Annotated in this window: 21 protein-coding genes; 16 read left to right on the top strand and 5 right to left on the bottom strand. The window is 71.9% G+C overall.

What is annotated here, in order from left to right:
• Positions 1-11: 11 nt before the first annotated feature.
• The 4 genes from CLV52_RS16565 to CLV52_RS16550 all read right to left on the bottom strand — a co-directional run bounded on the left by CLV52_RS16565 (position 12) and on the right by CLV52_RS16550 (position 2,961).
• A complete protein-coding gene (locus CLV52_RS16565; RefSeq protein WP_133767511.1) occupies positions 12-794 on the bottom strand; it encodes a polyprenol monophosphomannose synthase in 783 nt (260 codons plus the stop codon).
• A 128-nt stretch (positions 795-922) separates the two neighbouring features.
• On the bottom strand, positions 923-1,561 hold the full coding sequence (locus CLV52_RS16560) for a class F sortase (protein WP_133767510.1): 639 nt from the start codon (positions 1,559-1,561) through the stop codon (positions 923-925).
• A complete protein-coding gene (locus CLV52_RS16555; protein WP_133767509.1) occupies positions 1,554-2,402 on the bottom strand; it encodes a DUF4397 domain-containing protein in 849 nt (282 codons plus the stop codon). The genes CLV52_RS16560 and CLV52_RS16555 overlap by 8 nt, the downstream gene beginning before the upstream one ends.
• Positions 2,403-2,520: 118 nt before the next feature.
• A complete protein-coding gene (locus CLV52_RS16550; protein ID WP_133767508.1) occupies positions 2,521-2,961 on the bottom strand; it encodes a metallopeptidase family protein in 441 nt (146 codons plus the stop codon).
• A 70-nt stretch (positions 2,962-3,031) separates the two neighbouring features.
• On the opposite strand from CLV52_RS16550, the gene CLV52_RS16545 reads away from it, so the two are divergent.
• The 8 genes from CLV52_RS16545 to ahcY all read left to right on the top strand — a co-directional run bounded on the left by CLV52_RS16545 (position 3,032) and on the right by ahcY (position 11,500).
• On the top strand, positions 3,032-3,262 hold the full coding sequence (locus CLV52_RS16545) for a DUF3499 family protein (RefSeq protein ID WP_133767507.1): 231 nt from the start codon (positions 3,032-3,034) through the stop codon (positions 3,260-3,262).
• Positions 3,263-3,449: 187 nt separating this feature from the next.
• A complete protein-coding gene (locus tag CLV52_RS16540) occupies positions 3,450-4,457 on the top strand; it encodes a LacI family DNA-binding transcriptional regulator (RefSeq protein WP_162850909.1) in 1,008 nt (335 codons plus the stop codon).
• A 29-nt stretch (positions 4,458-4,486) separates the two neighbouring features.
• On the top strand, positions 4,487-5,854 hold the full coding sequence (locus tag CLV52_RS16535) for an ADP-ribosylglycohydrolase family protein (RefSeq protein WP_211342739.1): 1,368 nt from the start codon (positions 4,487-4,489) through the stop codon (positions 5,852-5,854).
• Positions 5,855-5,899: 45 nt separating this feature from the next.
• On the top strand, positions 5,900-7,264 hold the full coding sequence (locus CLV52_RS16530) for an ABC transporter substrate-binding protein (RefSeq protein ID WP_133767505.1): 1,365 nt from the start codon (positions 5,900-5,902) through the stop codon (positions 7,262-7,264).
• Between the two features lie 92 nt (positions 7,265-7,356).
• Positions 7,357-8,169, top strand: a complete 813-nt coding sequence (locus tag CLV52_RS16525; RefSeq protein ID WP_133767747.1) for a carbohydrate ABC transporter permease — start codon at positions 7,357-7,359, stop codon at positions 8,167-8,169.
• Positions 8,166-9,062: a carbohydrate ABC transporter permease gene (locus tag CLV52_RS16520; RefSeq protein WP_133767504.1), complete on the top strand. Its 897-nt coding sequence runs from the start codon at positions 8,166-8,168 to the stop codon at positions 9,060-9,062. The genes CLV52_RS16525 and CLV52_RS16520 overlap by 4 nt, the downstream gene beginning before the upstream one ends.
• Positions 9,059-9,925: a PfkB family carbohydrate kinase gene (locus CLV52_RS16515; RefSeq protein ID WP_133767503.1), complete on the top strand. Its 867-nt coding sequence runs from the start codon at positions 9,059-9,061 to the stop codon at positions 9,923-9,925. The genes CLV52_RS16520 and CLV52_RS16515 overlap by 4 nt, the downstream gene beginning before the upstream one ends.
• A 72-nt stretch (positions 9,926-9,997) precedes the next feature.
• Positions 9,998-11,500 (top strand): adenosylhomocysteinase, encoded by a 1,503-nt coding sequence (gene ahcY, locus CLV52_RS16510; RefSeq protein WP_133767502.1) that lies wholly within the window; start codon positions 9,998-10,000, stop codon positions 11,498-11,500.
• Between the two features lie 159 nt (positions 11,501-11,659).
• Here ahcY and CLV52_RS16505 read toward each other — a convergent pair whose 3' ends face one another.
• Positions 11,660-12,079, bottom strand: a complete 420-nt coding sequence (locus tag CLV52_RS16505; RefSeq protein ID WP_162850902.1) for a hypothetical protein — start codon at positions 12,077-12,079, stop codon at positions 11,660-11,662.
• 1 nt (position 12,080) lies between these two features.
• Here CLV52_RS16505 and CLV52_RS16500 point away from each other — a divergent pair, with 1 nt between their 5' ends.
• The 8 genes from CLV52_RS16500 to CLV52_RS16470 are packed head-to-tail and all read left to right on the top strand — an operon-like array spanning position 12,081 to position 23,820.
• Positions 12,081-12,848: a glycosyltransferase family 2 protein gene (locus CLV52_RS16500; protein ID WP_246018196.1), complete on the top strand. Its 768-nt coding sequence runs from the start codon at positions 12,081-12,083 to the stop codon at positions 12,846-12,848.
• Between the two features lie 59 nt (positions 12,849-12,907).
• The gene (locus CLV52_RS16495) at positions 12,908-14,134 is read left to right on the top strand and encodes a glycosyltransferase (protein ID WP_133767500.1); all 1,227 of its coding nucleotides are present in this window, start codon (positions 12,908-12,910) and stop codon (positions 14,132-14,134) included.
• Between the two features lie 7 nt (positions 14,135-14,141).
• The gene (locus CLV52_RS16490) at positions 14,142-17,459 is read left to right on the top strand and encodes a hypothetical protein (RefSeq protein WP_133767499.1); all 3,318 of its coding nucleotides are present in this window, start codon (positions 14,142-14,144) and stop codon (positions 17,457-17,459) included.
• Entirely contained in the window at positions 17,456-18,202 is a 747-nt protein-coding gene (locus CLV52_RS18560) for a hypothetical protein (RefSeq protein ID WP_162850908.1), read from the top strand. Before CLV52_RS16490 ends, CLV52_RS18560 begins: the two co-directional genes overlap by 4 nt.
• A complete protein-coding gene (locus CLV52_RS16485; protein WP_162850907.1) occupies positions 18,199-20,445 on the top strand; it encodes a glycosyltransferase family 4 protein in 2,247 nt (748 codons plus the stop codon). The genes CLV52_RS18560 and CLV52_RS16485 overlap by 4 nt, the downstream gene beginning before the upstream one ends.
• On the top strand, positions 20,442-21,575 hold the full coding sequence (locus CLV52_RS16480) for a glycosyltransferase family 4 protein (RefSeq protein WP_133767497.1): 1,134 nt from the start codon (positions 20,442-20,444) through the stop codon (positions 21,573-21,575). The genes CLV52_RS16485 and CLV52_RS16480 overlap by 4 nt, the downstream gene beginning before the upstream one ends.
• Before the next feature lie 8 nt (positions 21,576-21,583).
• Entirely contained in the window at positions 21,584-22,789 is a 1,206-nt protein-coding gene (locus tag CLV52_RS16475) for a cellulase family glycosylhydrolase (RefSeq protein ID WP_133767496.1), read from the top strand.
• Positions 22,786-23,820 carry a hypothetical protein gene (locus CLV52_RS16470; RefSeq protein WP_133767495.1) on the top strand — a complete coding sequence of 345 codons (1,035 nt, stop codon included), beginning with the start codon at positions 22,786-22,788 and terminating at the stop codon, positions 23,818-23,820. Before CLV52_RS16475 ends, CLV52_RS16470 begins: the two co-directional genes overlap by 4 nt.
• The last annotated feature ends 175 nt before the right edge of the window (positions 23,821-23,995 follow it).

The following is a 23,995-nucleotide window of genomic DNA, read 5'->3' as shown; positions in this document are numbered from 1 at the left end:
CCGGCCGGAGGTCAGGCGGCGCGCGAGCTGTTCGAGCGGACCGAGCCGAGCCGACGGTGGTGGACGAGCAGCTCGAACGCGGCGTGCACCCGGCGGCGGAGGCCCCACCAGGTGACCTTGCGCAGCGACTCGACCACGATCGACTGGTTCATCTTCGAGACGCCGTGGACGCGCTCGGTGAACACGATCGGGATCTCGACGACCCGCAGGCCGGCCTGCAGGGCGCGCCACGCGAGGTCGACCTGGAAGCAGTACCCGTGCGACGCGACGTCCGCGAGGCGGATCCGCTCCAGCGCCTCGGCACGGAAGGCGCGGAAGCCGCCGGTCACGTCCCGGACGTCGATGCCGAGCGCGACCCGCGCGTACCAGTTCCCGCCGCGGCTCAGCAGCAGCCGGCGCCGCGGCCAGTTCTCGACGGTCCCGCCGGGGACCCAGCGAGATCCGAGGGCGAGGTCGTGGTCCGCCAGCTGGGCGAGCAGCCGGGGCACGTCCTCCGGGTGGTGGGAGCCGTCGGCGTCCATCTCGACGAGGGCGTCGAACCCGTTCTCGAGCCCCCAGGCGAAGCCGGCGAGGTAGGCGCGACCGAGGCCCTCCTTGCCGGCACGGTGCAGGACGTGCACGCGGTCGTGCTCGGCCGCCAGGCGGTCGGCGATCTCGCCGGTGCCGTCGGGGGAGGCGTCGTCGACGACCAGGAGGTGGACCTCGGGCGGCGTCGCGGCGAGGGCCCGCGCGACGACGATCGGGATGTTCTCGCGTTCGTCATAGGTGGGGATCACCACCAGTGCGGACGTCATCCTCCGGACCCCTTCCTCCCCGTCGAGTGAGCGGCACGCCGCGGGGTGCGGTGGGCATCGTCCCACGCCGGAGGCGGCCGACGCGGCAGGCCGAGGTCACCCGTTCATGAAGCGGTGCGGGAGTCGGATCAGTCGGTCTCGGAGGCGGAGACGATCACGTTCTCGCTGTAGATGTCGCGGGCGTCGTCCCACGGTCCGCCGCAGGTGATGACGCGGAGCTGCGGATCGGGCGTGGGGCCGTACACGGCCGCGGTGGGGAAGTGGAACTTCGACACCTCCCGCACGCCGTCGACCGTGAACCGGACCTTCGAGCCGTCGTTCATGACCACGGTGATCGCATCGCCCGCGCGGAGCTCCGCGAGGCGGTGGAAGACCGCGATCCGGTCGACCCAGTCGACGTGCCCGGCGATGACGGCCGGACCGATCCGTCCGGGGACCGTGCCCTTCGCGTACCAGCCGGCCTCGTCGAGCACCGTCGACGGCGGCGCAGCGAGCACGCCGTCCGCGCCCCGGGCGAGGTCGATCAGGCCCGCGTCCACGCCGATCGCCGGGATCTCGATGCGCACGGGGCGCGTCGCGCCGGACGTCGTCGTGGCGTCGGCGGCGGGGTCCTGGAACCCGGCGGCCTTCGCCGCCGCGGGGCGGACGGTGGGGGACGCCGTCGGGGTCGGAGCGGCCGCGCGGACCGGGGCGGTCGTCGAGCAGCCCGTCAGCGCGAGCGCGGCGACCACCGCGAGCCCTGCGAGGAGCGCCCGGCGCTCACGCACGAGCGCGCCGTCGACGCACGGCGGCCCCCGCGAGCCCCGCTGCGGCGAGCAGGGCGAGTCCGCCCGCCGTCAGTGCGCCGAGGGTCCGCTGCTGCTCGGCCTCGTGGGCGAGGTAGCCGCCACCGGTCGCGAGGTAGCCGCTCGGCACCCCGCCGACGCTCGCCGAATCGAGGACGCGTCGCAGCGCGATCCCGCCGTTCGCGTCATCGAGCACGAAGACGCTCGCGATCTGTCCGGCGCGCAGGTCGATCGCCGTGGTCGCGGTCCTGGAGCCGGAGGTCGCCGTCAGCGTCCACGACCCCGCGCGGACGTCCGCGTAGGGGGAGACGGTGGTGGATGCGGCGTCGGACACGATCGTCCTCGACGGCGACGCGGTCACGGTGACGGGGGTCGAGGACGTCGACGCCTGGACGACGCGGACGCGGGCATCACCCGTCTTCGGCAGCTCGAGCGAGTCGCTGATCGCTCTCGTCATGAGGTCGGCGTTCCTGCCGAACACGGCGACGGTGGTCGCGCTCCCCGCTCGGACGTCGACGAAGCTCGACACCACGGGCGTGCTGGACGCGGCGCTGCCGGCGGGACGCATCGCGACCGCGTACCGGCCGGCGGCGAGCGTCAGGTACTTCGAGACCGAGCCGTACGAGAGGTCGGCGATCGAGAAGACGCTGCTGTCCCCGCTCAGCTGCGCGAGCCGGACGTCCATGGCCTTCGTGTCGGGGGAGAGGTGGGCGACGCGGACCCACCCCGTGGACGGTGCCGCGTGCGCGGCGGACGGCACGGCGACGAGGGCGGCGGCGACCGCCGTCGCGGCGAGCAGGGAGCGGATTCGGGATCTGATCATGGCTGCGGCCGTTCCGATCGGGGCGGCGGACGGCCCCGGGTCAGGGTCGGCCGTATCGCGGTCGTTCGGAGGCCTCGGCCGATCGGATCGGCCGGAGCGGGCGCTGCTCAGCGGATGATCAGAAGTGGCGGAACCGGTCCGGCGCGAGGTCCCACGGATCGCGGCCGAGCAGCTCGGCGACCGCGCGGAACACGCAGCTCTCGACGTACATGCGCTGGTGCGACTCGTCGTCGACGTGGAGGTGCGAGAGGCGCTCGATCGGGAGGCGGTAGAGCACGATCCGCTTCGCGTGCTGATCGACCCACCAGCGGTCGAGGCCGGCCTGGCCGACGGCGCGCGGGATGCCCGCGATCTCGAAGGAGACGTCCGCGAGGTCCTCCGGCCAGAGCCCCCGCAGGTAGTCGGCGGTCTCGGCGACCGTGCCCTCGAACGTCTCCGCGCGGGTGCGCAGCACCGGGAGGTGCGGCCCGGTGACGGACGACCGCAGTCCGCGGCCGTGCCGGTTCCGGAAGCCGCCCCTGGGCGACGGCGCGTGGGACACGCGACGGGAGCGGGCCATGACGGGGATGGTACGCGCCGCGCCGACGCAGCGCGGGATCGTGACCGTTCCGTGTGCTTACCATGCGCGCGTGTCGACACTCCGCCCGTGCTCGCGGCAGACGTGCCGTCGACCGGCGGTGGCGACGCTGACCTACGTCTACGCGGACTCGATGGCGGTGCTCGGCCCGCTCTCGGGGGCGCCGGAGCCGCACAGCTACGACCTGTGCGAGGTGCACGCCGATCGGCTCTCCGCGCCGCAGGGCTGGTCCGTGCTGCGGATCAGCGCGCCCGCGGACGAGGCGCCCCTCTTCGGCGCCTGACCCCGGCGCCGGATCCGCACGCTGCGGTGATCAGCGATCTCCAGCGCAAAGAGCTGTGCGCGAGTGAGTGCAAATCGTGATGCAAAACCCAAATTGAGTTTGCTCGCCCTGATCGATTGACCTGCGACCTGGATCGCCCGCAGTATCGACGTGCGGTTACTGCAAATCGATTTGCAAGGGAGCGATCGTGATTCGAGCACGCCGGATCGCCGACGTGGCCGCCGTGGCCGGCGTCAGCCCGACGACCGTCTCGCACGCACTCAGCGGCAAGCGCGCGGTGTCGGAGGCGACCCGCGAGCGCATCATGCGGGCGATCGAGGAGCTCGACTACCGCCCCAACCTCGTCGCCAGCGGGCTCCGCAAGCAACGCACGCACACGATCGCGCTCCTCGTCGCCGACATCGCCAACCCCTACTACCCGGCGGTTGCGCGTGGGGTCCACGACGTCGTCAACGCCGATGGATACGTGATCCTCATCGGCAACACTGACGGAGACGGCGACGCGGAACGGTCGCTCGCCCGCGAGATGCTCGCTCGAGGCGTCGACGGGTTGATCATTCAGCCGATGTCGTCCAAGCCGGCGGAGCTGCGCTCGATCGTCGGTCCGTCCTTCCCGCTCGTCGTCGTGTCGGAAGTCGATCAGACGATGTACGCCGACGCGGTCGGGACGGATGACGCCGTCGGGATCGGCGCGGCCGTTCGACACCTCGCCGAAGCCGGGATCCGCGACGTCGGGTTCATCAGCGGCCCGGAGCTGCAGGCGCCGGGACCGGGTCCGGTCCGGCTGGCAGCGTTTCAAGCCGCATCGAGCGCGCTCGGACTCCCGGTGCGGGACGACTGGATCGTCCACACGACCTTCACGCGAGACGGAGGGTTCTCGGCGGGCGCCGCCCTGCTCGCGCTCGACGAGCGCCCACGAGCACTGCTCTGCGCGAACGACCTCATCGCCATCGGTGTTCTTGATGCGGCGCGAGCCGCACGGCTGCGGGTGCCCGAGGACCTGGCCGTCGTCGGATTCGACGACATCGAGACCGCCGATCTGGTGAGCCCTCGCCTCACCACCGTGATGAACCCTGCGGCGGACCTCGGCGCCGCATGCGCCCGCGCGCTGCTGCGCCGCATCGAGCTCGGACCGGATGCCCCGTACGAGCGGACGACGCTGCACACCCGTCTCGTGCTGCGCGCGTCCGCCTGATCGACCGACCACCACCGAACGGAGACCTCATGTCCGACGACACGATCGCCCGCCCCGTCGAGCTCGCCCCGGCCCTCAGTGCGCACGGCTACGACCCGCTCGAGCCGGTGAACCTGCTGCACGACGAGGTGCTGCAGCGGCGGGAGACGGGCTACGACGTCGACGCGATCGTCGTCAGGGCGAACGAGACCGATCCAAAGGATCGGCGGGCTGTGCTCGATCTCGTGGACGCGATGGAGGACGCCGAGCGGACCGCGCCGTGGGACTTCGAGGAGCCGACCCCGCTCGATGACATCCGGTCGGTCCTCCCTCCTGCTCCCGCAGCGGAGTCCGTCGACCCCGCACAGCTCTCCGATCGGATCCACGCCGCATGGCTGGGTCGCATCGCCGGCTGCAATCTCGGCAAGCCGGTCGAGTGGGGCGACTACTGGACGGTGGAGCGCATCGCGGACTACCTCCGTCTCACCGACTCCTACCCGCTGACGGACTACTTCGTGAAGCTCGACCCGCAGCCGGCCGACTTCGAGCTGCGCGACAACTGGCCCCAGACCACTCGGGGCAACGTGAACGGTTCCGCGCGCGACGACGACATCGATTACGCGATCCTCTCCCTCCACCTCCTGGAGCAGCATGGCGAAGCGCTCGGCCCCGATGACGTCGGGCGCGCATGGAAGCTGCTCCTCCCGATCGAGCAGACCTACACCGCTGAGCGCGCCGCCTACATCAACCTCGTGGAGGGCTTTCGATCGCCGCGCACGGCGACGCGGCGGAACCCCTACCGCGAGTGGATCGGCGCGCAGATCCGGGCCGACGTCTTCGGCTGGGTGCACGCGGGCGACCCGTGGGCAGCGGCCCGGATCGCCTACCAGGACGCCGCGCTCTCGCATGTCGCGAACGGCGTTTACGGGGAGATGTGGTCGGCCGCGCTGAACGCGGCTGCGTTCGTGTCGGCGAACGCGGAGGAGGCGGTGCGTCGCTCCCTCGTCGTGGTTCCGCCGCGGTCACGCCTCGCCGAGGCGATCAATCGGGTCCTCGCGCTGCATGACAGCGGCGCGTCGTGGGAGGAGGCGCTCGCGGACATCCGGGCGGCCTACGGCCACTACTCCTGGGTGCACACGATCAACAACGCAGCGGCCGTCGTCGCGGCGCTCATCTGGGCCGAGGGCGACTTCACGACGGCCGTCGGCCGAGTCGTCATGTCGGGATGGGACACGGACTCGAACGGCGCCACGGTCGGCTCCGTCGCCGGTGTGCTCGCCGGGATGTCCGGACTTCCCGCGCACCTGATCGACCCGCTCCGGAACCGGACGCGCTCCGCGCTCTTCGGCTTCGACGACTCCGTCATCTCCGACCTCGCCGACCGCACCGTCCGGCTGGCCGAGTCCTCCCGCGGCTGAGCCGCAACCCTCGCACCGCACAGCACCGATCGAAGGAGATCACCAATGAGTGCCACGCTCACCCGCCGGACCCTGCTTGCGGGGTCCGGCGCCGCCGGACTGACCGCTCTGCTGTCCGCCTGCTCCGGCGGCTCGGGCGGAGAGGCCGGACAGATCCAGTTCTGGAACAACTTCTCCGACGCGACGCAGGTCAAGTACTTCACGGATCACATCGCGCAGGCCTACCCGGGGCCCGGGACGGTCACGGTCAGCAACAAGTCGTCCAACACCATCGACCGGCTCATCCAGACGGCCCTTGCCGCGGGGTCCGGGCCCGACGTGATCGTCACACCGGGACCGTCGACGGGCGTGACCGAGTACACCAAGGCGGGTTACCTCCTGGACCTCGAGCCGTACGCGAAGAAGTACGGGTGGGACACCGTGTTCGCGAAGTGGGCGCTCGACGCCTCTCGCATCGGCGGCAAGCTCATGACCCTGCCGACGTCCTACGAGTCGATGGTCTACTACGTCAACCCGGCGACGCTGTCCAAGCTCGGCCTTACCGCACCGACGACGCTCGAGGAGTTCGAGGCCTTCAACGCCGAGGCGAAGGCGAAGGGCGTGATCCCGATCGCGGCCGGCAACGCTGACTGGAAGGGGGCCAACGAGTGGCATCTCGTCATCGCTCTCAACCACGCTGCAGGACCTGAGGCCGTCTACTCCGCCCTAAAGGGTGAGACAAAGTGGACAGATCCGGTCTTTGTGGACGCGATCAGCAAGCTCGCGGGCTGGTTCAAGAAGGGCTGGTACGGCGGCGGCGTCCAGAACTACTTCACCAACAACTTCCCGACCGTGTACAAGCAGCTCGCGTCCGGGCAGGCGGCGAGCATGATCTCGGGCACCTGGGAGTTCTCGAACCTCGGTCCCTACTTCGGCAAGGCCGCGGGCAACTCCGCCGACTGGGATTGGACCACCATCCCGTCGCTCGGCAGCACGACGAAGAACGACGTGTTCGACCTCGCGATCGGGCAGTCGGCCGGCGTCAACGCCCACTCGAAGAGCGTGAAGGACGCGGCGTCCTTCCTGAACTTCATGACCACCGACAAGAAGGTGCTCGTCGATGCGGTCGTGGAGAAGGACTTCCAGCTGCCCCCGATCCAGGTGTCCGCCGCGGACTTCGGCTCGAAGGCGGATCCCCGAACGGTGCGGCTCTACACGCAGCTGTCCGCGGCGAAGTCGATCGGGTACACGACCTGGACGTTCTTCCCCCAGCAGACCGAGACCTACATGATCAACTACTTCGAGAACGTCATCACCGACAAGCTGTCGGTCCAGGACTACCTCGCCGGGATCCAGCAGAAGTTCGACCCTGAGCTGAAGGCGGGCAAGGTGCCGACGGCTCCGGCGCCGACCGGCGTGGCCTCCTCGTGACCGTCGCGATCGGCCGGAGGCCGGCGGAGATGCATCGCCGCCGCTCGTTCGGCGTCCGAGTTCGCGATCGCAGGGTCGCCGGCTGGCTGTTCATGCTGCCGTTGATCGCTGTGAACGTCGTCGTCGTGCTCGTTCCTGCTGCGTCGTCGGTCTACTACTCGTTCACCGACTGGTCCGGCATCGGCGGTGCGAACTTCATCGGGCTGCAGAACTACGCGCAGCTGCTGAAGGACGGCGAGTTCCTGAACGGGCTGTGGCACAACATCCTCTGGACGATCTTCTTCCTGATCGTCCCGATGGCGATGGGTCTGTTCGGCGCATACGCACTCACGCGGATCCGGCGATTCCAGCTGCTCTTCCGGGTGCTCTACTTCATCCCGTACATCGTCGCGAGCGTCGTCAACGCCTCGATCTGGCGGAGCATCCTCGACCCGCAGTCGGGCATCGGCGCGCTGCTGCACATCAACCCGCTCGGCAACCCGTCGCTCGCGCTGTGGTCCGTCGAGTTCGTGAACAACTGGGCGTGGTGGGGCTTCCTCGTCGTGGTCTTCCTCGCGGCGATGAGCGGGATCAGTCCGTCGCTCTACGAGGCCGCCGAGATGGACGGCGCCGGCCCGGTGCGGCAGTTCTTCTCGATCACATTGCCGGGGATCCGCCCGACCTTCGCGTTCCTCGGGCTGATGACGATCATCTGGTCGTTCCTCGCCTTCGACTACGTCTACGTGCTGACGCAGGGCGGGCCGGCCGGTTCGACCGACCTCCTGTCGACGGTGCTCTACCGCGACGCCTTCAGCAACCTTCAGGGCGGCTACGCATCGGCGATCGGCGTCGTGATGGCGTTGATCAGCGCGATCGTCGTTGTCGGTTACCTCGTGCTGCGTCGGGTGAGGAAGTGGGAGATATGACCGTCTCAGCCGAGCCGCGCCCGCGGGCCGTCGCCAAGACCCGCAGCCGTGCTCAGACCGGACGAGGCGCTCGGCGGAGCGCGGGCCCGTTCACCTACGTCGTCCTCACCATGCTCGCGATCTTCGCGCTCGGGCCCATCGTGCTCTTCCTGTTCAATGCGCTGAAGACGACGAACGAGTACGCGACCAGTGCGCTGAGCCTGCCGACCACGTGGCAATGGGGGAACTTCCTCGAGGCCTGGCAGACCGCGAACATGGGCGCTGGGCTGGCGAACTCCCTGATCATCGTGGTGGGCACCGTCGTGCTGACCTGCTTCGTAGCGGGGTGCGCTGCCTACGCCCTCGCCCGGCTCGAGATCCATGGAGCGAACGGCTTCATCAGCTACGTCCTGATCGTCAGTTCCCTGCCGGGGCAGATGTTCCTCGTCCCGCTGTTCGCGACGTGGACGAAGCTCGGGCTCTACGACACGCAGCTCGGGCTGATCATCATCTACTGCGGACTCTTCTCGCCCTTCGCGACGCTGCTCCTGAGATCGTTCATGATCGGCATCCCCAAGGAGTTCGAGGAGGCGGCCCGGGTCGACGGCGCGAACGAGCTCCAGCTGCTGTTCCGCATCGTTCTGCCGAACGCGTGGCCCGGGTTCCTGACGATCGCGCTGACGACGGGACTGTCCGCCTACAACGAGTTCCTGTTCGCGGTGACCTTCATCCAGAACCCGCAGCGGCAGCCCGTCTCGCTCGCCTTCTTCACCTTCCAGCAGGGGTTCACGCAGAACTACAACCTCATCAGCGCAGCCGGCGTGATCATGATCCTGCCGATGCTGGTGCTGTTCCTGCTCCTGCAGCGACGGTTCATCGACGGCATCGCCGCGTCCGGACTCGGCGGCTCGTGACGAATGCCCTGCTCACCGTCGTGGGGAGCGTCAACGAGGACGTGACGATGTTCTCGACGGCGCTCCCCGCGCCGGGGGGGACGGTCCTGGCGACATCAGTGCGTCGCAGCGCTGGCGGGAAGGGCGCCAATCAGGCGGCAGCTGCCGCAGCGCTCGTCGGACGTTCGCGATTAATCGGAGCCGTCGGTCGGGACGCGTTCGGGGACCGCATGCTCGACGCGCTGCGTTCTGCGCACGTCGACGTGTCGCTCGTGCGCAGGGTCAGCATTGATACCGGGCGGGCATACATCTCCGTCGATCCGTCAGGAGAGAACTCGATCGTCGTTGCGCCAGGCGCCAATGCCTCGGTCGTCGTGCCGCCGACTCTCCGCGGACCGGTGCTCTGCCAGCTCGAGGTGCCCGTGCGAGCAGCGATCGAGGCGGCACGAGCCACCGACGGATTCTTCGCTCTGAACGCGGCCCCCGCTACGACCCTCCCGCGTGAGCTGATCGACGACTGCGACCTCGTCGTCGTGAACGAGGCCGAGTACGCGGCGATGCCCGAGCTGCGCGATGCACGCCTCGTCGTCGTCACCCTCGGTGCGGACGGGGCTGCCGCGTTCGAGCGGGGCGTCGAGATCGCCCGCGCATCCGGCCGTCCCGCGGAGGTCGTCTCCTCGGTCGGGGCGGGCGACGCGTTCTGCGCAGCGGTCGTCCTGGCCATCGCGAGCGGCTCGTCGGTCTCATCGGCGCTCGCCGTCGCCTGCGCCGTCGCCTGCGCCGTCGGTGCAGCGGCGGTCGCATCGCTGGATGCGAGGCCGGCGCTCGGGACCTTGACCTCCTACTTCGCCCTTTCGGATGCTTCGACGCCGAGACCGACATGAGCAGGGCCGGTTGCAATCCGCGAGATCCCGCAGCCGGACCACGGTCCGCCCATGGTCTGGGATGATGCTCGGATGAGTCTTCTGGACACGTCCCGCGATACGGAGCCCCCCAGTCCGACCCTCGAGTACCAGGTCGCCGATCTCGACCTCGCGTCGGCCGGCCGGCACCAGATCCGCCTCGCCGAGCAGGAGATGCCCGGGCTGATGGCGCTCCGGGAGCGGTACGCCGAGACCAAGCCGCTCACCGGCGCCCGAGTCGCCGGCTCGCTGCACATGACCGTGCAGACGGCGGTGCTGATCGAGACCCTGGTCGCGCTCGGCGCGCAGGTGCGGTGGGCGAGCTGCAACATCTTCTCCACCCAAGACGAGGCCGCTGCGGCCGTCGTCGTGGGGCCGGAGGGCACGCCCGACGACCCGCGCGGCGTGCCGGTCTTCGCCTGGAAGGGCGAGACGGTCGAGGAGTACTGGGACCTCGCCGACCGCATCTTCGACTGGTCCGGCGAGGCGGTCGCCGAGGGCGGCGACTACATCGGCCCGACGATGATCCTCGACGACGGCGGCGACGCCTCCCTGCTCGTCCACAAGGGCGTGCAGTTCGAGCGCGCCGGCCGCGTGCCGGAGACGAAGGACGAGGACGGCGCCGAGATGCGCGCGCTCCTCAACGTCCTCCGCCGCTCCCTCGACCGCGATCCGCAGCGCTGGACGCGCATCGCGCAGGACATCCGCGGCGTCTCCGAGGAGACGACGACCGGCGTCCACCGCCTGCACGAGTGGGACCGCGACGGCGAGCTGCTGTTCCCCGCGATCTCGGTCAACGACTCGGTCACGAAGAGCAAGTTCGACAACCGCTACGGCATCCGCCACTCGCTCGTGGACGGCATCAACCGGGCGACCGACGTGCTCATCGGCGGCAAGACCGCCTACGTCGTCGGCTACGGGGACGTCGGCAAGGGCGCGGTCGACGCGCTGAAGGGCCAGGGCGCCCGCGTCATCGTCGGCGAGATCGACCCCATCACGGCGCTCCAGGCCGCGATGGACGGGCACCAGGTCGTCCCGCTGGAGGAGGTCGCCTCGCAGGTCGACATCCTCATCACCACGACCGGCAACGAGAAGGTCGTGACGGTCGACGACCTCCTGTCGCTGAAGCACCTGGCGATCGTCGGCAACATCGGGCACTTCGACACCGAGATCGACATCGCGGGGCTCGAGCAGCTCGACGGCGCGGAGCGCGTCCGCATCAAGCCGCAGGTCGACGAGTGGCAGCTGCCGAACGGCCGCAGCATCATCGTCCTCTCCGAGGGCCGGCTGCTGAACCTCGGCAACGCGACGGGGCACCCCTCGTTCGTCATGTCGATGAGCTTCACGAACCAGGTGCTCGCGCAGCTCGAGCTGTGGGTGACGCCGGAGGCCTACCCGGTCGCCGTCGCGACGCTGCCCCGCGTCCTCGACGAGGAGGTGGCGCGCCTCCACCTCGACGCCCTCGGCGTGCGGCTGACGCGCCTGTCGAAGAAGCAGGCGAAGTACCTCGGCGTGGACCGCGACGGCCCGTTCAAGCCGGACGCCTACCGCTACTGATCCCCCGAGCGCGCGCGACCGCCCGATCTCCTCGATCGGGCGGTCGCGCGCGCAGGTTCTGGGCGCAACTCCGACGCGCGGACGGGTCGTCGCGGCCGCGGCGAAGACGGTCGCCGTTCCCCATGCGAGGGGCGACCACGCTCTGATGCGATCGATCGCTCATTCACAGGTGATTGTCGGAATGTCGATCTCGCGTGTTCGATGCAGAACAAGACGAAGCATTCGAAGCGGTCGGTCGATCGGATGGGAATCGGCACGCTGCGGGCCGGATAACGTGCCGCGGGTCGAATAACGAACATCGGCCGCATTCCGCGGGGATTCCGCCAGGCCGATAGGATTCCTGGTCAGAGCCCTGTTTCTCGCGACACGCCGGATGGACATGATGAATTCATCCGAGAACTTCGATTCGCGCAGTCCATCGGTTACGGTTGCCGAGTCAACGGCGAAACCCCGAATTTCGTCGGCGATTCTCCCCATCGCTGCCCCCGAGGCCGAGGGTTGAGTCTCTTCCCCCCAGCGCATCCCCGTGCGTGACACCCGAAGGACATCTGTGCCCTCCAGCGCCCCCACCGTCAGCATCGTGATCCCGGCTCGGAACGAGGCCCGGAACCTCGAGGTCGTGCTCCCGAAGCTCCCGGCCGTCCACCAGGTCCTGCTCGTCGACGGCCACTCCGTCGACGGCACGATCGAGACGGCTCGGCGGATCCTGCCGGAGATCGACGTGGTCCAGCAGACGCGCAAGGGCAAGGGGAACGCGCTCGCCTGCGGTTTCGCCGCGGCGACGGGCGACATCATCGTGATGTTCGACGCGGACGGCTCGGCCGACGCGGACGAGATCCCCGCGTTCGTGCGCACCCTCGTGGAAGGCGCCGACGTCGCGAAGGGGTCGCGGTACACCCGCGGCGGCGGCAGCGAGGACATCACGCGCTTCCGGTCGCTCGGCAACCTGTTCCTCAACACGGCGACCAACCTGCTGCTCGGCAGCCGCTACACGGACCTCTGCTACGGCTACAACGCCTTCTGGCGTCGGCTCGTCCCCGGCCTGCACCTGCCGGACCACACCGTCAAGGCGAGCGACGCGATGATCTGGGGCGACGGGTTCGAGATCGAGACCGTCCTCAACTGCCGGTTCTTCCTCGGCGGTCACCGCATCGTCGAGGTCCCGAGCGTCGAGAAGAGCCGCATCTTCGGCGAGAGCAACCTCAACGCGATCCGCGACGGGCTGCGCGTGCTCCGCACGATCCTCGCCGAGCGCGCCCACGCTCGGTCCACCGCCCGGCGCGCCGTGATCGAGGAGACGCCGGCCGGCGCCCGGATCGACCACCGCGCGGCGCGGAAGGCGGCGTGAGCCGGCGCGAGCCCGCTCGACGCCCGCCCCGCTCCACCGACCACCCGATCGGCTCACCCATGAACGCCATCGTCTCCCCGATGCGCCCGACCGACGCCCGACGACCCCGCGTGATGGTGGTGGGCGCGGGATGGCGCTTCACGTCCGGCATCAGCTACTACACCTGCCGGCTCACCAACGCGTTCGCCGCTGCGACGAACACGAGCGCGCTGCTCATGCGGCAGCTGGTCCCCACGCGGCTCTACCCCGGCCGTGCCCGGGTCGGCCAGCAGGTCCACGCGCTCGAGTACGACCCGACCGTGCACGTGTACGACGGCGTCGACTGGTCGTGGGGCCGCAGCATGCGGGACGCGGTCCGCTTCGTCACGGCGGAGCGGCCGGACGTGCTCGTGCTGCAGTGGTGGACCGGAGCGGTGCTGCACTCCTACCTCCGGCTCGCGCACACGGTGCACCGCTACGGCGGCCGAGTCGTCATCGAGTGGCACGAGGTGCAGGACACGGGGGAGGCCCGCATCCCGGGCGTCACCCGGTACGTGACCGCCGCGATGCGGCAGCTGCTCAAGCGGGTGGACGGGCACGTCGTCCACTCGCGGTACGACCTCGATCTGCTCCGCGGCACCTACGCGCTCCCCGACGAGCGGGTGGTCCTCGCGCCGCACGGGCCCTACAACCACTACGAGCGCACCGACGCAGCGACGGCGGACCGCTCGGGCGACTTCGTGTTCCTCTACTTCGGCGTCATCCGGCCCTACAAGGGCGTGGAGGACCTCGTCGCCGCGTTCGAGCGGCTGCCGCGCGCCGTGCGGGACTCGTCCCGGCTCGTGATCGTCGGCGAGACCTGGGAGGGCTGGACGGCCCCCCTCGAAGCGGTCGCGGCGAGCCCGGTGAAGGACCGCATCACGGTCGTCGACCGGTACGTGGACGACGCGGAGGTGGCTGCGCACTTCGCCGACGCCGACGCCGTCGTCCTGCCGTACCGGCGCTCGTCCTCCTCGGGACCGCTGCACATCGCGATGAGCTCCGGGCTCCCCGTCGTCGTCGCGCACGTCGGAGGACTCGTCGAGGCCGCCGGTGACTACGCGGGCGCCCGGTTCGTGCCGTCGCAGGACCCCGACGCCCTCGCCGCCGCGATGGCCCTGCTGCCGGCCTCCCGCGGCGAGCGCTTCGACGACCCGCACAGCTGGTCCCACACCGTCGAGGCGTACGGCGAGCTGCTCGAGCGGATCGGCGTGCCCGGGCTGTCGGGCGAGACCACCACGCCCGCCCCCGAGCGCCGCGGCGCCTGAGGTCCGGATGACGCACCTGCTGAGCGGCGCGCGGGGAGGCGGTGACGCCTCGCCGACGCCGGCGACCTCCGCGCGCGGCGGCCCGATCGCCCGCCTCGTCGCCTCGGGCTTCGGCCGCATCGCCGGCATCAGCGCGTCGCTCGTCGGCACCCAGGCCCTCACGAGCGTGCTGGGCCTGCTCTTCTGGGCGATCGCCGCCCGGCAGTTCGCGGCCACGGACGTCGGCGTCGCGGGGGCGGCGGTCGCGATGATGATGCTGCTCGGCACCCTCGGTTCGCTCGGGCTCGGCACCGTCCTCATCGCGCGGCTGCCGAAGGTCGATCCGGGGGAACGGCGCGTGCTCGTCCGGACGTGCCTGGCGGCGGCCGCAGCGGGCGGCGTCCTGCTCGGTCTCGTCGTGCCGGTCGTGCTCGTCCACGGGTTCGGGGCCGAGAACCTCGCCCCGATCGCGGGCTCGGTGTGGCCGCTGCTCGGTCTCGCCGCCGCGACCGGTCTGACCGCCGTGGTCATCGTGCTCGATCAGGCCGTCCTCACGATCGGTCTGGGCACGCTCCAGCTGGAGCGGAACGTGACCGCCAGCGGCGTGAAGGTCGTCGCGCTGCTCGCGCTCGGCCTCGCCGGCGTGCACGGCGGCATGACCATCCTCCTGGCCTGGACGATCGGCAACCTGCTGTCGCTGCCGCTCGTCTCCTGGCGGACGCGGGGCGGTCGCGCTGCGGGCGCGCATCGCCGCATCGTCGAGCCGTCGCTCGTCCGCGGCATCGGTCGGCTCGCGGTGTCGCACCACGCGCTGAACGTCAGCATCCAGGCCGCCCTCCAGCTGCTGCCGGTGCTCGTCACCGTGCTGGTCTCCGCGAGGGCGAATGCGGCCTTCAACTCGGCGATCATGCTCTCGGGCTTCGTCTTCGCGCTGCCGTACGCCGTCAGCGTCGGGCTGTTCGCCGCAGCGCGCGGCGAGCCGACCGAGGTCGTGCGCCGCATGCGCCTGACCATCCCCTTCGGACTCGCCGTCAGCGCTGCCGCGAGCATCGTCCTGTTCCCGCTCGCGGGCCCGCTGCTGCACGTCTTCGGGCCGCAGTACGCGGAGGACGGGACCGTCCTGCTGCGGCTCATCGTCCTGGCCGGCATCCCGTTCGTGATCAAGGACCACTTCATCTCCCTCCGGCGCGTCCAGGGCCGAACGACGCAGGCGCTCGTCGTCACGGTCGTGTTCCTGGCCGCGGAGCTCGCCGCGGCGACGACCGGTGCCCTGAGCGGCGGGGCAGAAGGGCTGGTCGTCGGCTGGTTGGCCGTGCTCGTGGTGGAGGCGCTGGTCCTCGCGGTGCCGCTGGTCCGCGCCTACCGGCACGACCGGAACGGCGCGCTCGACGCTGCCGGGGCCGTCGCTGTTCCGGCGACGGTCGTCGAGCCCGCCCCGGCTCCGGCGTCCGAGCCGGCCGTCGCGGCGCCGGACGAGCCCGCGCGCGCCGTTCGCGCGACCCGGCAGCGGAGCCGGATCTCCCGGAACCTCCTCGGACCGCTGCTCGTGGTCATGGCCGCGGGCGTGTTCGTCATGGCGGTCGCGGCGGACCTCGGGCGGCTCGGGAACACCGGCGTCGGCGCGCAGCTGCTCTGGTACGCGGGGCTCGTCGTGGTGTTCCTGCCCGCCTCCCTCCGGATCGTCGCCAGGGCGACGCCGCACGTCGAGCGGATCGTCGCCGTCGTCGCACTGGGACTGGTGCTGCAGGTCAGCCGGCTCGTGCTGAACCCGACGATGTTCGTCTTCCACGACGAGTTCATCCACGCGGACACGCTGCGGCAGATCGAGACCTCGGGCCACCTCTTCTCGTTCAACACGCTGCTGCCGGTCTCCGCGTACTACCCGGGGCTCGAGATCGCCACCGACGCCGTGCGATCGCTGACCGGGCTCCCCGTGTACGCGGCAGCGGTCGTGACGCTCCTCGTCGCGCGGCTCGTCATGATGCTCGCGATCATCGGGCTGATCGGCGCCATCGGGGGCTCGCGGCGAGCCGGAGCAGTGGGCGCGCTCGTCTACCTCGCGAACCCGCAGCTGCTCTTCTTCAACTCGCAGTACTCGTACCAGACGCTCGCGCTGCCGCTGGCGGTCCTCTGCCTGTACCTCGTCGCGACGCGGCGCCGGGGAGGCCGCGGGGCCCTGGTGCTCCCGATCGCGGCCACCGCGGCGGTGGTGCTGACGCATCACCTCACGGCGGTGCTGCTCGTCGCGGCGTACGCGCTGTGGCTGGTCGCGGTGCTCGCCGCCCGCGGGCGCGTACGCAGGGCCGCGGATCCGGACGGCGCGGCCGGCCGGCTGGTGTCGCTCGACCGGGATCGTGGTGCGCTCGCCCTGCTCACGGCGTGGGGCGTCGTCGCGCTCGGGATCAGCGTGCTGAACCCCGGCAATCCGCTCGCGTCGTACCTCGAGGCGATCTTCGGCAGCTCCTCCTCCCAGCTCATCGGGCTCTCCGAGGGGCAGCGGCCGAAGGCGCTGTTCTCGGACAGCGCCGGCACCGGTCCGCTGCCGGGCGAGCAGGTGCTGCTGATCGCCTCCGTCCTCCTCACCCTCGTCTCGCTGCTCGTGGTGCTCGGGTTCATCCGCCTGCAGTGGCGCGGCGCGCGGCCGCTGGCACTCGCGCTCGGAATCGTCGGCCTGCTCTACCCCGTCGTCCCCGGCGGACACCTCACCAGCGCGACCGCCGAGGTCGGCGATCGCGCCTCCGGCTTCGTCTTCGTCGGCCTCGCCGCGGCCCTCGGCACCTGGTGGTGGCTGCGGGAACGGCGTCGGCGGACGACCGTCGCCTTCGGCGCCGCGATCACGGTCACGTTCCTCGGCAGCGTCGTGCTCGGCTCCGGTCCGGCCTCCGGACAGCTGCCCGGGCCCTACCAGGTCTCCGCCGACGCTCGCAGCGTCGACTCGGCCAACATCGCCGCCGCCGAGTGGGAGGCCGTCGGACTGCCCGCCGACAGCGTCGTCTACGGCGACCGCGTCTCCGGCCTCCTGGCCGCTGCGGACGGCGGCCAGCGGACGGTGCTGCACGTCTCGACCGGCCTGGACGTGTCACGGCTGCTGCTCGCCCCCACCTTCACGACGGAGGACATCGCCCTGATCAAGAAGGCGGACCTGGAGTACCTCATCGTCGACGAGCGCCTCTCCACGGGCCTGCCGCACCAGCAGTTCTACATCGAGAGCGGCGAGTACGGCGGCGACGATCGACGCGTGCCCGTGAGCGCGGCCGCGCTGGCGAAGTTCGCGGCGGTGCCCGGCGTCACACGCGTCTACGACAACGGGAGTCTCGTGATCTACGACCTGCGTGGGCTGCGATGAGCGGGCCGGCCACCGGCGCCCGTCCAGGGCGTGCGGTGCTCGTCGCCGCCGGTTGGCGCGCCGCGCTCGTGCTGATCGCCGCCGCCGTCGTCGCGCTCGAGGCGCCGGCCTGGGCGCGGCTTCCGCTCAGCGCCGCCGCCGCGGTCGGGGTCGGCACCTTCTTCCTCCGTCGCGTCGGCCGCCGCGGGCTGCTGGAGGGCGTCCTCGTGCTCGCGGGCGGCGGTCTCGTCGCCCTCGTGGTGCTCGGCCTGCTGCTGAACCTGCTCCCGACCGGTCTCGACCCGGTCAGCTGGGCGGTCGCGGTCGGCGTGCTCGAGCTGGTGGTCCTCGCGCTCCTCGCAGTTGTTCGCGCGCCCGCGGAGCGCTCGACCGTCCGGCGCCGCCTCCCGATCGCCGGGATCGCGTGGGGGACCGCCGCGGGCCTCGTGCTGGTCGGCGCGATCGTCTACTCCACCGCGTCCTTCGACGGGACTCACGTGCGTCCGCTCGCGGTCGCCGCGCAGCCGAGCGGCGAGGGCGTGACGCTGTCGATCATGTCGGGCGCCGCGGTCGGTCCGCTCGACGTCGAGCTCGTCACCGCCGACGGCAGGACCGCGATCGCGCGGGGCGTCCGGCTGCACGCGGGCGAGACCTGGACCGAGCGGATCAGCGACCCGGGCTCCCGGGCCGTGGTGCAGGTCGTCCGGGAGGGCTCGACCGCACCGCTGCGGCAGCTCATCCTCGACGAGGGGTCGGACCGGTGAACGGACGTCCCATCCGCGTGCTGCAGGTCGTGCAGCGGTTCGCGCCGGAGCTCGGCGGGCTGGAGACGCACGTGGCCGAGGTCACCCGTCGCCTCGCCGGCACCGAGGACGTCGAGATCACCGTGCTGACGACCGACCGCACCGGTCGGCTCCCCCGGGAGGACCGCATCGGCGGGGTCCGCGTCATCCGTCGTCGCTCCTACCGGCGCAGCGGCGAGGAGTACTTCGCACCGGGCATCGTCCGCGTCATCCGCCGGGGCGGGTGGGACCTCGTGCACGTGCAGGGGAGCCAGACCACCGTCCCGACCCTCGCGATGCTGGCCGCGCGCAGCGCCGGCATCCCGTACGTGCTCACCTTCCACAGCGGCGGGCACTCCTCGGCGGCGCACGCCCCCATCACCCGCGTCCAGAACGCGATCAACCGTCCGCTGCTGCGACGTGCCGCGCGTCTCGTCGCCGTCAGCCGCTTCGAGCGCGCGCGCTTCGCCCGCATCCTGGGGCTGCCGGAGTCGCGGTTCACGGTGATCCGCAACGGCGGCGCCCTGCCTCCCGTCCCGACCGGCGCCGCGCCCGTGCGGGGCAGCATCGTGACGAGCGGACGGCTCGAGCGGTACAAGGGGCACCACCGGGTCATCGCCGCGTTGCCGCTGATCCGCGCGGTGATGCCGGAGGCGACCGTGACGGTGCTCGGCAGCGGCCCGTACGAGCCGGAGCTCCGCCGACTCGTCGAGGAGCGCGGCGTCGCCGAGGCCGTCACCTTCCGGCACCTCCTGCCCGCCGAGCGCGCCGAGATGGCCGCGGTCCTGTCCCGGTCGTCGGTCATGGCCGCGCTCTCGAGCTACGAGGCGCACCCCGTCGCGGTGATGGAGGCGGTCGCGCTCGGCCTGCCCGTCGTCGGGTTCGACACCGCGGGCATCGGTGACCTGGTCGAGGAGGGGCTCGTCACCGGCGTGCCGCTCGACGCCGACGACGCGACCGTCGCGGAGGCCCTGCTGCGGCGGCTGCGGCAGGACGACGGGACGCCGCACCGCGGGCCCGACGTCGAGCTCCCGACCTGGGAGGGCGCCGCGGCGGCGATCGCCGACGTCTACCGCTCGGTGCTCGGCAGCGCCGCGCCGCGGTCCTCCGTCGTGCAGATCATCACCACGCTCACGACCGGTGGCGCGGAGCGGCAGGTCGAGTCGATCGTCGATCACAGCCGGCACCGCCAGCACGTGATCGCGCTCTACGGCGGCGGCACGGTCGCCCGCTCGCTGGAGGCGGCCGGCCACTCGGTCGAGGTGCTCGACCTCGTCGGCCCGCGGCGGCTGCTCGCGCTCCCCGTCCTCGTCCGCCGTCTTCAGGCGCTGCGACCCGACACGGTGCAGGTGCACCTCCTCAGCGGGCAGCTGTGGGGTCTCCCCGCCGCTCGCCTCGCGCGGGTCCCGGTCGTGCTGTCGACGGAGCACTCGCTGATGGACGACTCGATCGAGAACCGTCCGCTGTCCGAGTGGCTTCGCCGGCTCTATCTCGCGCTGAACCGCCTCGCGACCCGCACCGTCGCGGTCTCCGCCGCCACCGCCGATCGGCTCGTCCGCTGGGGCGTCCGACCGGAGTCGATCACGGTCATCGACAACGGCATCGACTTCGCGCGGCTCGCCTTCGACGAGGCGGTGCGCGCCGAGACGAGGCGGGCGCTGGACATCCGGCCGGACGTCGAGGTGGTCGGCGCCGTCGGCCGGCTCGAGCCCGTCAAGCGGATGCGGCAGCTGCTCTCGGCCGTCGCGCCGACGCTGGAGCGCGGACGCCGCGAGCTGCTGATCGTCGGCGACGGCCCGCTCCGCGCAGCGCTCGCCGCGGAGGCGGCGTCGCTCGGGGTCGCCGACGCGGTCCACCTCACCGGGCCCCGCCAGGACGTGCCCGCGCTGCTGTCCGCGATGGACGTGCTCGTCAGCGCCTCGCGGGACGAGACGTTCGGGATGGCGGTGCTCGAGGGCATCGGGGCCGGCCTGCCCGTGGTGCACGCCCAGTGCCCGGCGCTCGACGCGCTGCCGGCGCCGGTCCCCGGCGCATTCCCGATCGGGACGTCGGACGACCGGGACGAGCCCACCGCCGTCCTCGCCGCGGTCGAGCGCGCGCTGGCCGTCCCCGGCCGCCTCCCCGTCCCGGCGGAGGTGCTCGAGGCGTACGACATCGTGCGGACGACCGCGCGGCTGGACCGGCTCGTCGACGACGGCGCCCGACGCGGACGGGGCAGGCGATGACCGACCTGATGGAGGGGACGAGCGGCGTCGCCACCGCCACCACCGCTCGGATCGCGCTCGCGTCGCGCGGCGATGCGCTCACCCCGTACCTGTTCGACGCCCTCGCGCGCCGCTTCGCCGTGGTCGGCCGCGTCGAGCCGGAGCTCACGACCCTCCAGCGGTACGGCGTCGCCGCCCTGACCGTCCGCCCGGGTCGCAGCGCGTGGGCGGAACGGTTCTACAAGAGCGGCATCGCCGCGCGCCTCCGCTCCGCCAATGCGGCCGAGCAGCTCCGGAGGCTCCCCGAGCAGCCCGACGTCGTCGTGCAGGTCCACGCCCTGTTCGAGCAGACGCTCGCCCCGTCCGTGCTGTACATCGACTGCACCCACCACCAGTCGGCGGAGCACTGGCCGGCCTGGAACCCGCTGCGCGGGCGCGCGCTCGAGGAGTGGTACCGCAGGGAGCAGGCGACCTACGACGCGGCCGACCACCTCTTCGCGTTCTCCGAGCCGACCCGCCGCAGCCTCGTCGAGAACTACGGCCAGCGACCGGAGAAGGTCACCGTGACGGGGGCGGGCGCGAACCTCCCGTCGCTGCCGGCGCATCGGCGGAAGCGTCCGTCCGGCGCGCCGACCGTCCTGTTCATCGGGAACGACTTCGTCCGCAAGGGCGGCGAGGTGCTGCTCGACGCGTTCCGGACCGTTCGGAGCGCCGTCCCCGACGCGCGACTGGTGCTCGTCGGGACCCGGCCGACGATCGCGTCGCAGCCCGGCGTCGAGGTCCTCGGCCGCGTGCGCGACCGCGCCCGCATCGCGGAGCTCTACCGCGACGCGACCGTGTTCTGCACGCCGTCGTTCTTCGACCCCTACCCCCTCGTGCTGCTCGAGGCGATGGCGTTCGGCGTCCCCGTGGTCGCGACCGACCAGTGCGGTGTGCCCGAGATGATCACGCCGGGGGAGACGGGCCTGCTGGTGCCGTCCGGCGACCCGCAGCGGCTCGCCCGGGCACTGCTCGAGTCGCTGGGGGACCCCGTTGCGGCGGAGCAGCGTGCCGCGGCCGCCCGCCGCGATGTCGAGGAGCGCTTCACGTGGGCGCACGTCGCCGATCGCATGACGCCCGCGCTCGACGCGCTGTCGGGTCGAGGCCGGTGAAGCGGCTGATGAGGACGATCCTCGCCGCCGCCCTCACGGCGGCGACACTCGCCGGGGTGGACGCCTGCTCGGCGTCGCCGGTGCCCGCGACCGCCCCGGCCGGCGGCGGCACCTCGACGCTGCCGAGCTCCCCTGCGCCGGCGAGCAGTGCGGCGGCCGCCGGGTTCGTGACGACGGCCGGTCGTTCGTTCGAGGTGGACGGGGCACCGTTCCGGTTCGTGGGTGCGAACGTCTACGACGCCGCCGCCTCCGATCGGTACAGCTGCCGCGCCGGGAGCCGGATGTCCGACGAGCAGCTCATCGCGACCTTCCGGTACCTGCACGACGAGGCAGGCGCCACCGTCGTCCGCTTCTGGGCGTACCAGACCTACACGCAGGGGGCGACCTACTGGGACGGCGTCGATCGTGTGCTCGCCGCCGCACGGCAGACCGGCCTCCGCGTCATCCCCGTCCTCGAGGACGGCCCCGGCAACTGCACGACGACGGCGGACCCGGTCGCGAAGGACGACTACCGCGGCGACACCTGGTTCTCGCAGGGGTACCGCGTCCCGTACGGCAACGCGACGCTCTCGTACCGCGACTACGTCGCCCGCGTCGCGGCGCACTACGCCGACGACCCCGTGATCCTCGGCTGGATGATGATGAACGAGGCCGAGACGAACGAGCGCGACGCCGCCGGCAGGTCCCAGCTGGTCGACTTCGCCGCCGACGTCGCCGGAGTGATCCACGCCGCGGACCCCAACCACCTCGTCACGCTCGGCACGCAGAGCAACGGTGCGCCGGGCGCGAGCGGGCCCGACTTCCGCGCCGTCTACAGCCTCCCGTCGATCGACTTCGCCGAGGTGCACGACTGGGCCTCCTGGGGATCCGACACCGCGCCGATGCCCGGCGGCAGCGGCGGGACGCCGCCGAGCGCCTCCTCGCTCGCGTGCGCCGTGGCGAACGCGCCGATCGGCTGCTCGTTCGCGGCGGCCGAGACGCTGGACAAGCCGCTCGTCGTCGGCGAGGCCGGGATGCAGGGGACGACCGCGGCCGAGCGCGACCGCCGCGCCCGCCTCCTCCGCGCCAAGATGGACTCCGCCTTCGACGCCGGCGCGGCGGGCTACCTCATCTGGAGCGTCACCACCGGGAACACCGACGGGTACGACGTGCTCACCACCACGAACGATCCGCTGATCGCGCAGCTGCACGCGGTCGCCGAGGAGATCCGATGACCCGCTCCGTCCGGCCGCTCACGACCGCGGCCGTCCTGCTCGCCGTCGCTGCGGTGCTGACCGGCTGCACCGCTCGGCCCGGGGCCGCTCCCGTCACCGGTCCGAACGCCGAGCCCGCCGCCTCCATCCGGTTCACCTGCCCGAGCGCGGAGGAGGTCGCAGCGCTCACCGCGACGCCGTTCACGTCCGAGCACGCCGGCGCGGACGGCTGCGAGTACACGACCGCTGCGGACGAGGGCACGGCGGCGGCGAGGATCGAGGTGCGGCACCCCGCCACGACCGCGGCGACCGCGGCGACGGCGCGGGTCGCCGCGATCGAGCGGGGCGACACGACGGCCGATCTGCGCTCCCTGGGCTTCGACGCCTTCACGGCGGCGTCGGAGCGGGACTGCACCGCCTGGTTCCCCGCCGTGGACGGGGTGCTGACGGCCGTCACCGCGCAGCGTCCCGGCGAGAAGGGCACGGCCGCCTGCGACCTCGCGACCGCCGTCGCGACGCTCGCGGGTGCGAGCACGCGGCAGGGATCGGCGCCGACCGTGGCCGTCATCGCCGCCGACCGGCTCCTCGGCGGCGCGACCGAAGCCGAGTCCTGGCCGTGGCGCATCGGGTCGTCGATCGGTGCCCGGGTCGACCTCGCCACGGGCACCGGCTACCTCCGGCCGTCCCGCGCGACCTCGCTGGCCGGCAGGGCGTCGCGGATCCCCGCGGACAGCGCTGCCGCGGTGTTCGTCTCCGGGACGGCGGAAGGGCGCGCATCCCGGCTCGAGGTGCTGCGAGCGGCCACCGCGGCACTGTCGGCGGCCGCCGCCCGCGCCCCCCGAGCGCGACTCGTCGTCGTCGGGCCGGTCGCCGGTCCGTCCGCGGACCCCGACGAGGTCGAGGAGCTGCAGGTGGAGCTGCGCTCCGCCGCGTCCATCGCCGGCGCGCAGTACATCGAGCCGCCCGCGGATGCGAGCGCGACGGCGACACTGCGAGCGGTCGCCGCCTCGGTCGGCACCGCGCTGGAGTCCGCGGGAGTCGGAAAGGGCTGAGCAGTACGTACGGGTTCTGCTCCTGCGTCGCGTGGGACGCCGCGCGGCGGAGCGGCTGTGGCAGCATCCCTCGCGTGGCGAATCACCTGTGCGTCTGCGGTCATGCGCATGACGCCCACGAGCACTACCGGCGCGGGACCGACTGCGCCATCTGCGGTGCGGAGACCTGCCCCAA

Origin of the sequence: Amnibacterium kyonggiense, assembly GCF_004364555.1 — a bacterium.
GTDB classification, from domain to species: domain Bacteria; phylum Actinomycetota; class Actinomycetes; order Actinomycetales; family Microbacteriaceae; genus Amnibacterium; species Amnibacterium kyonggiense.
Note: the sequence above shows the minus strand (reverse complement) of the source record. Positions and strands in the feature narration are given on the sequence as shown.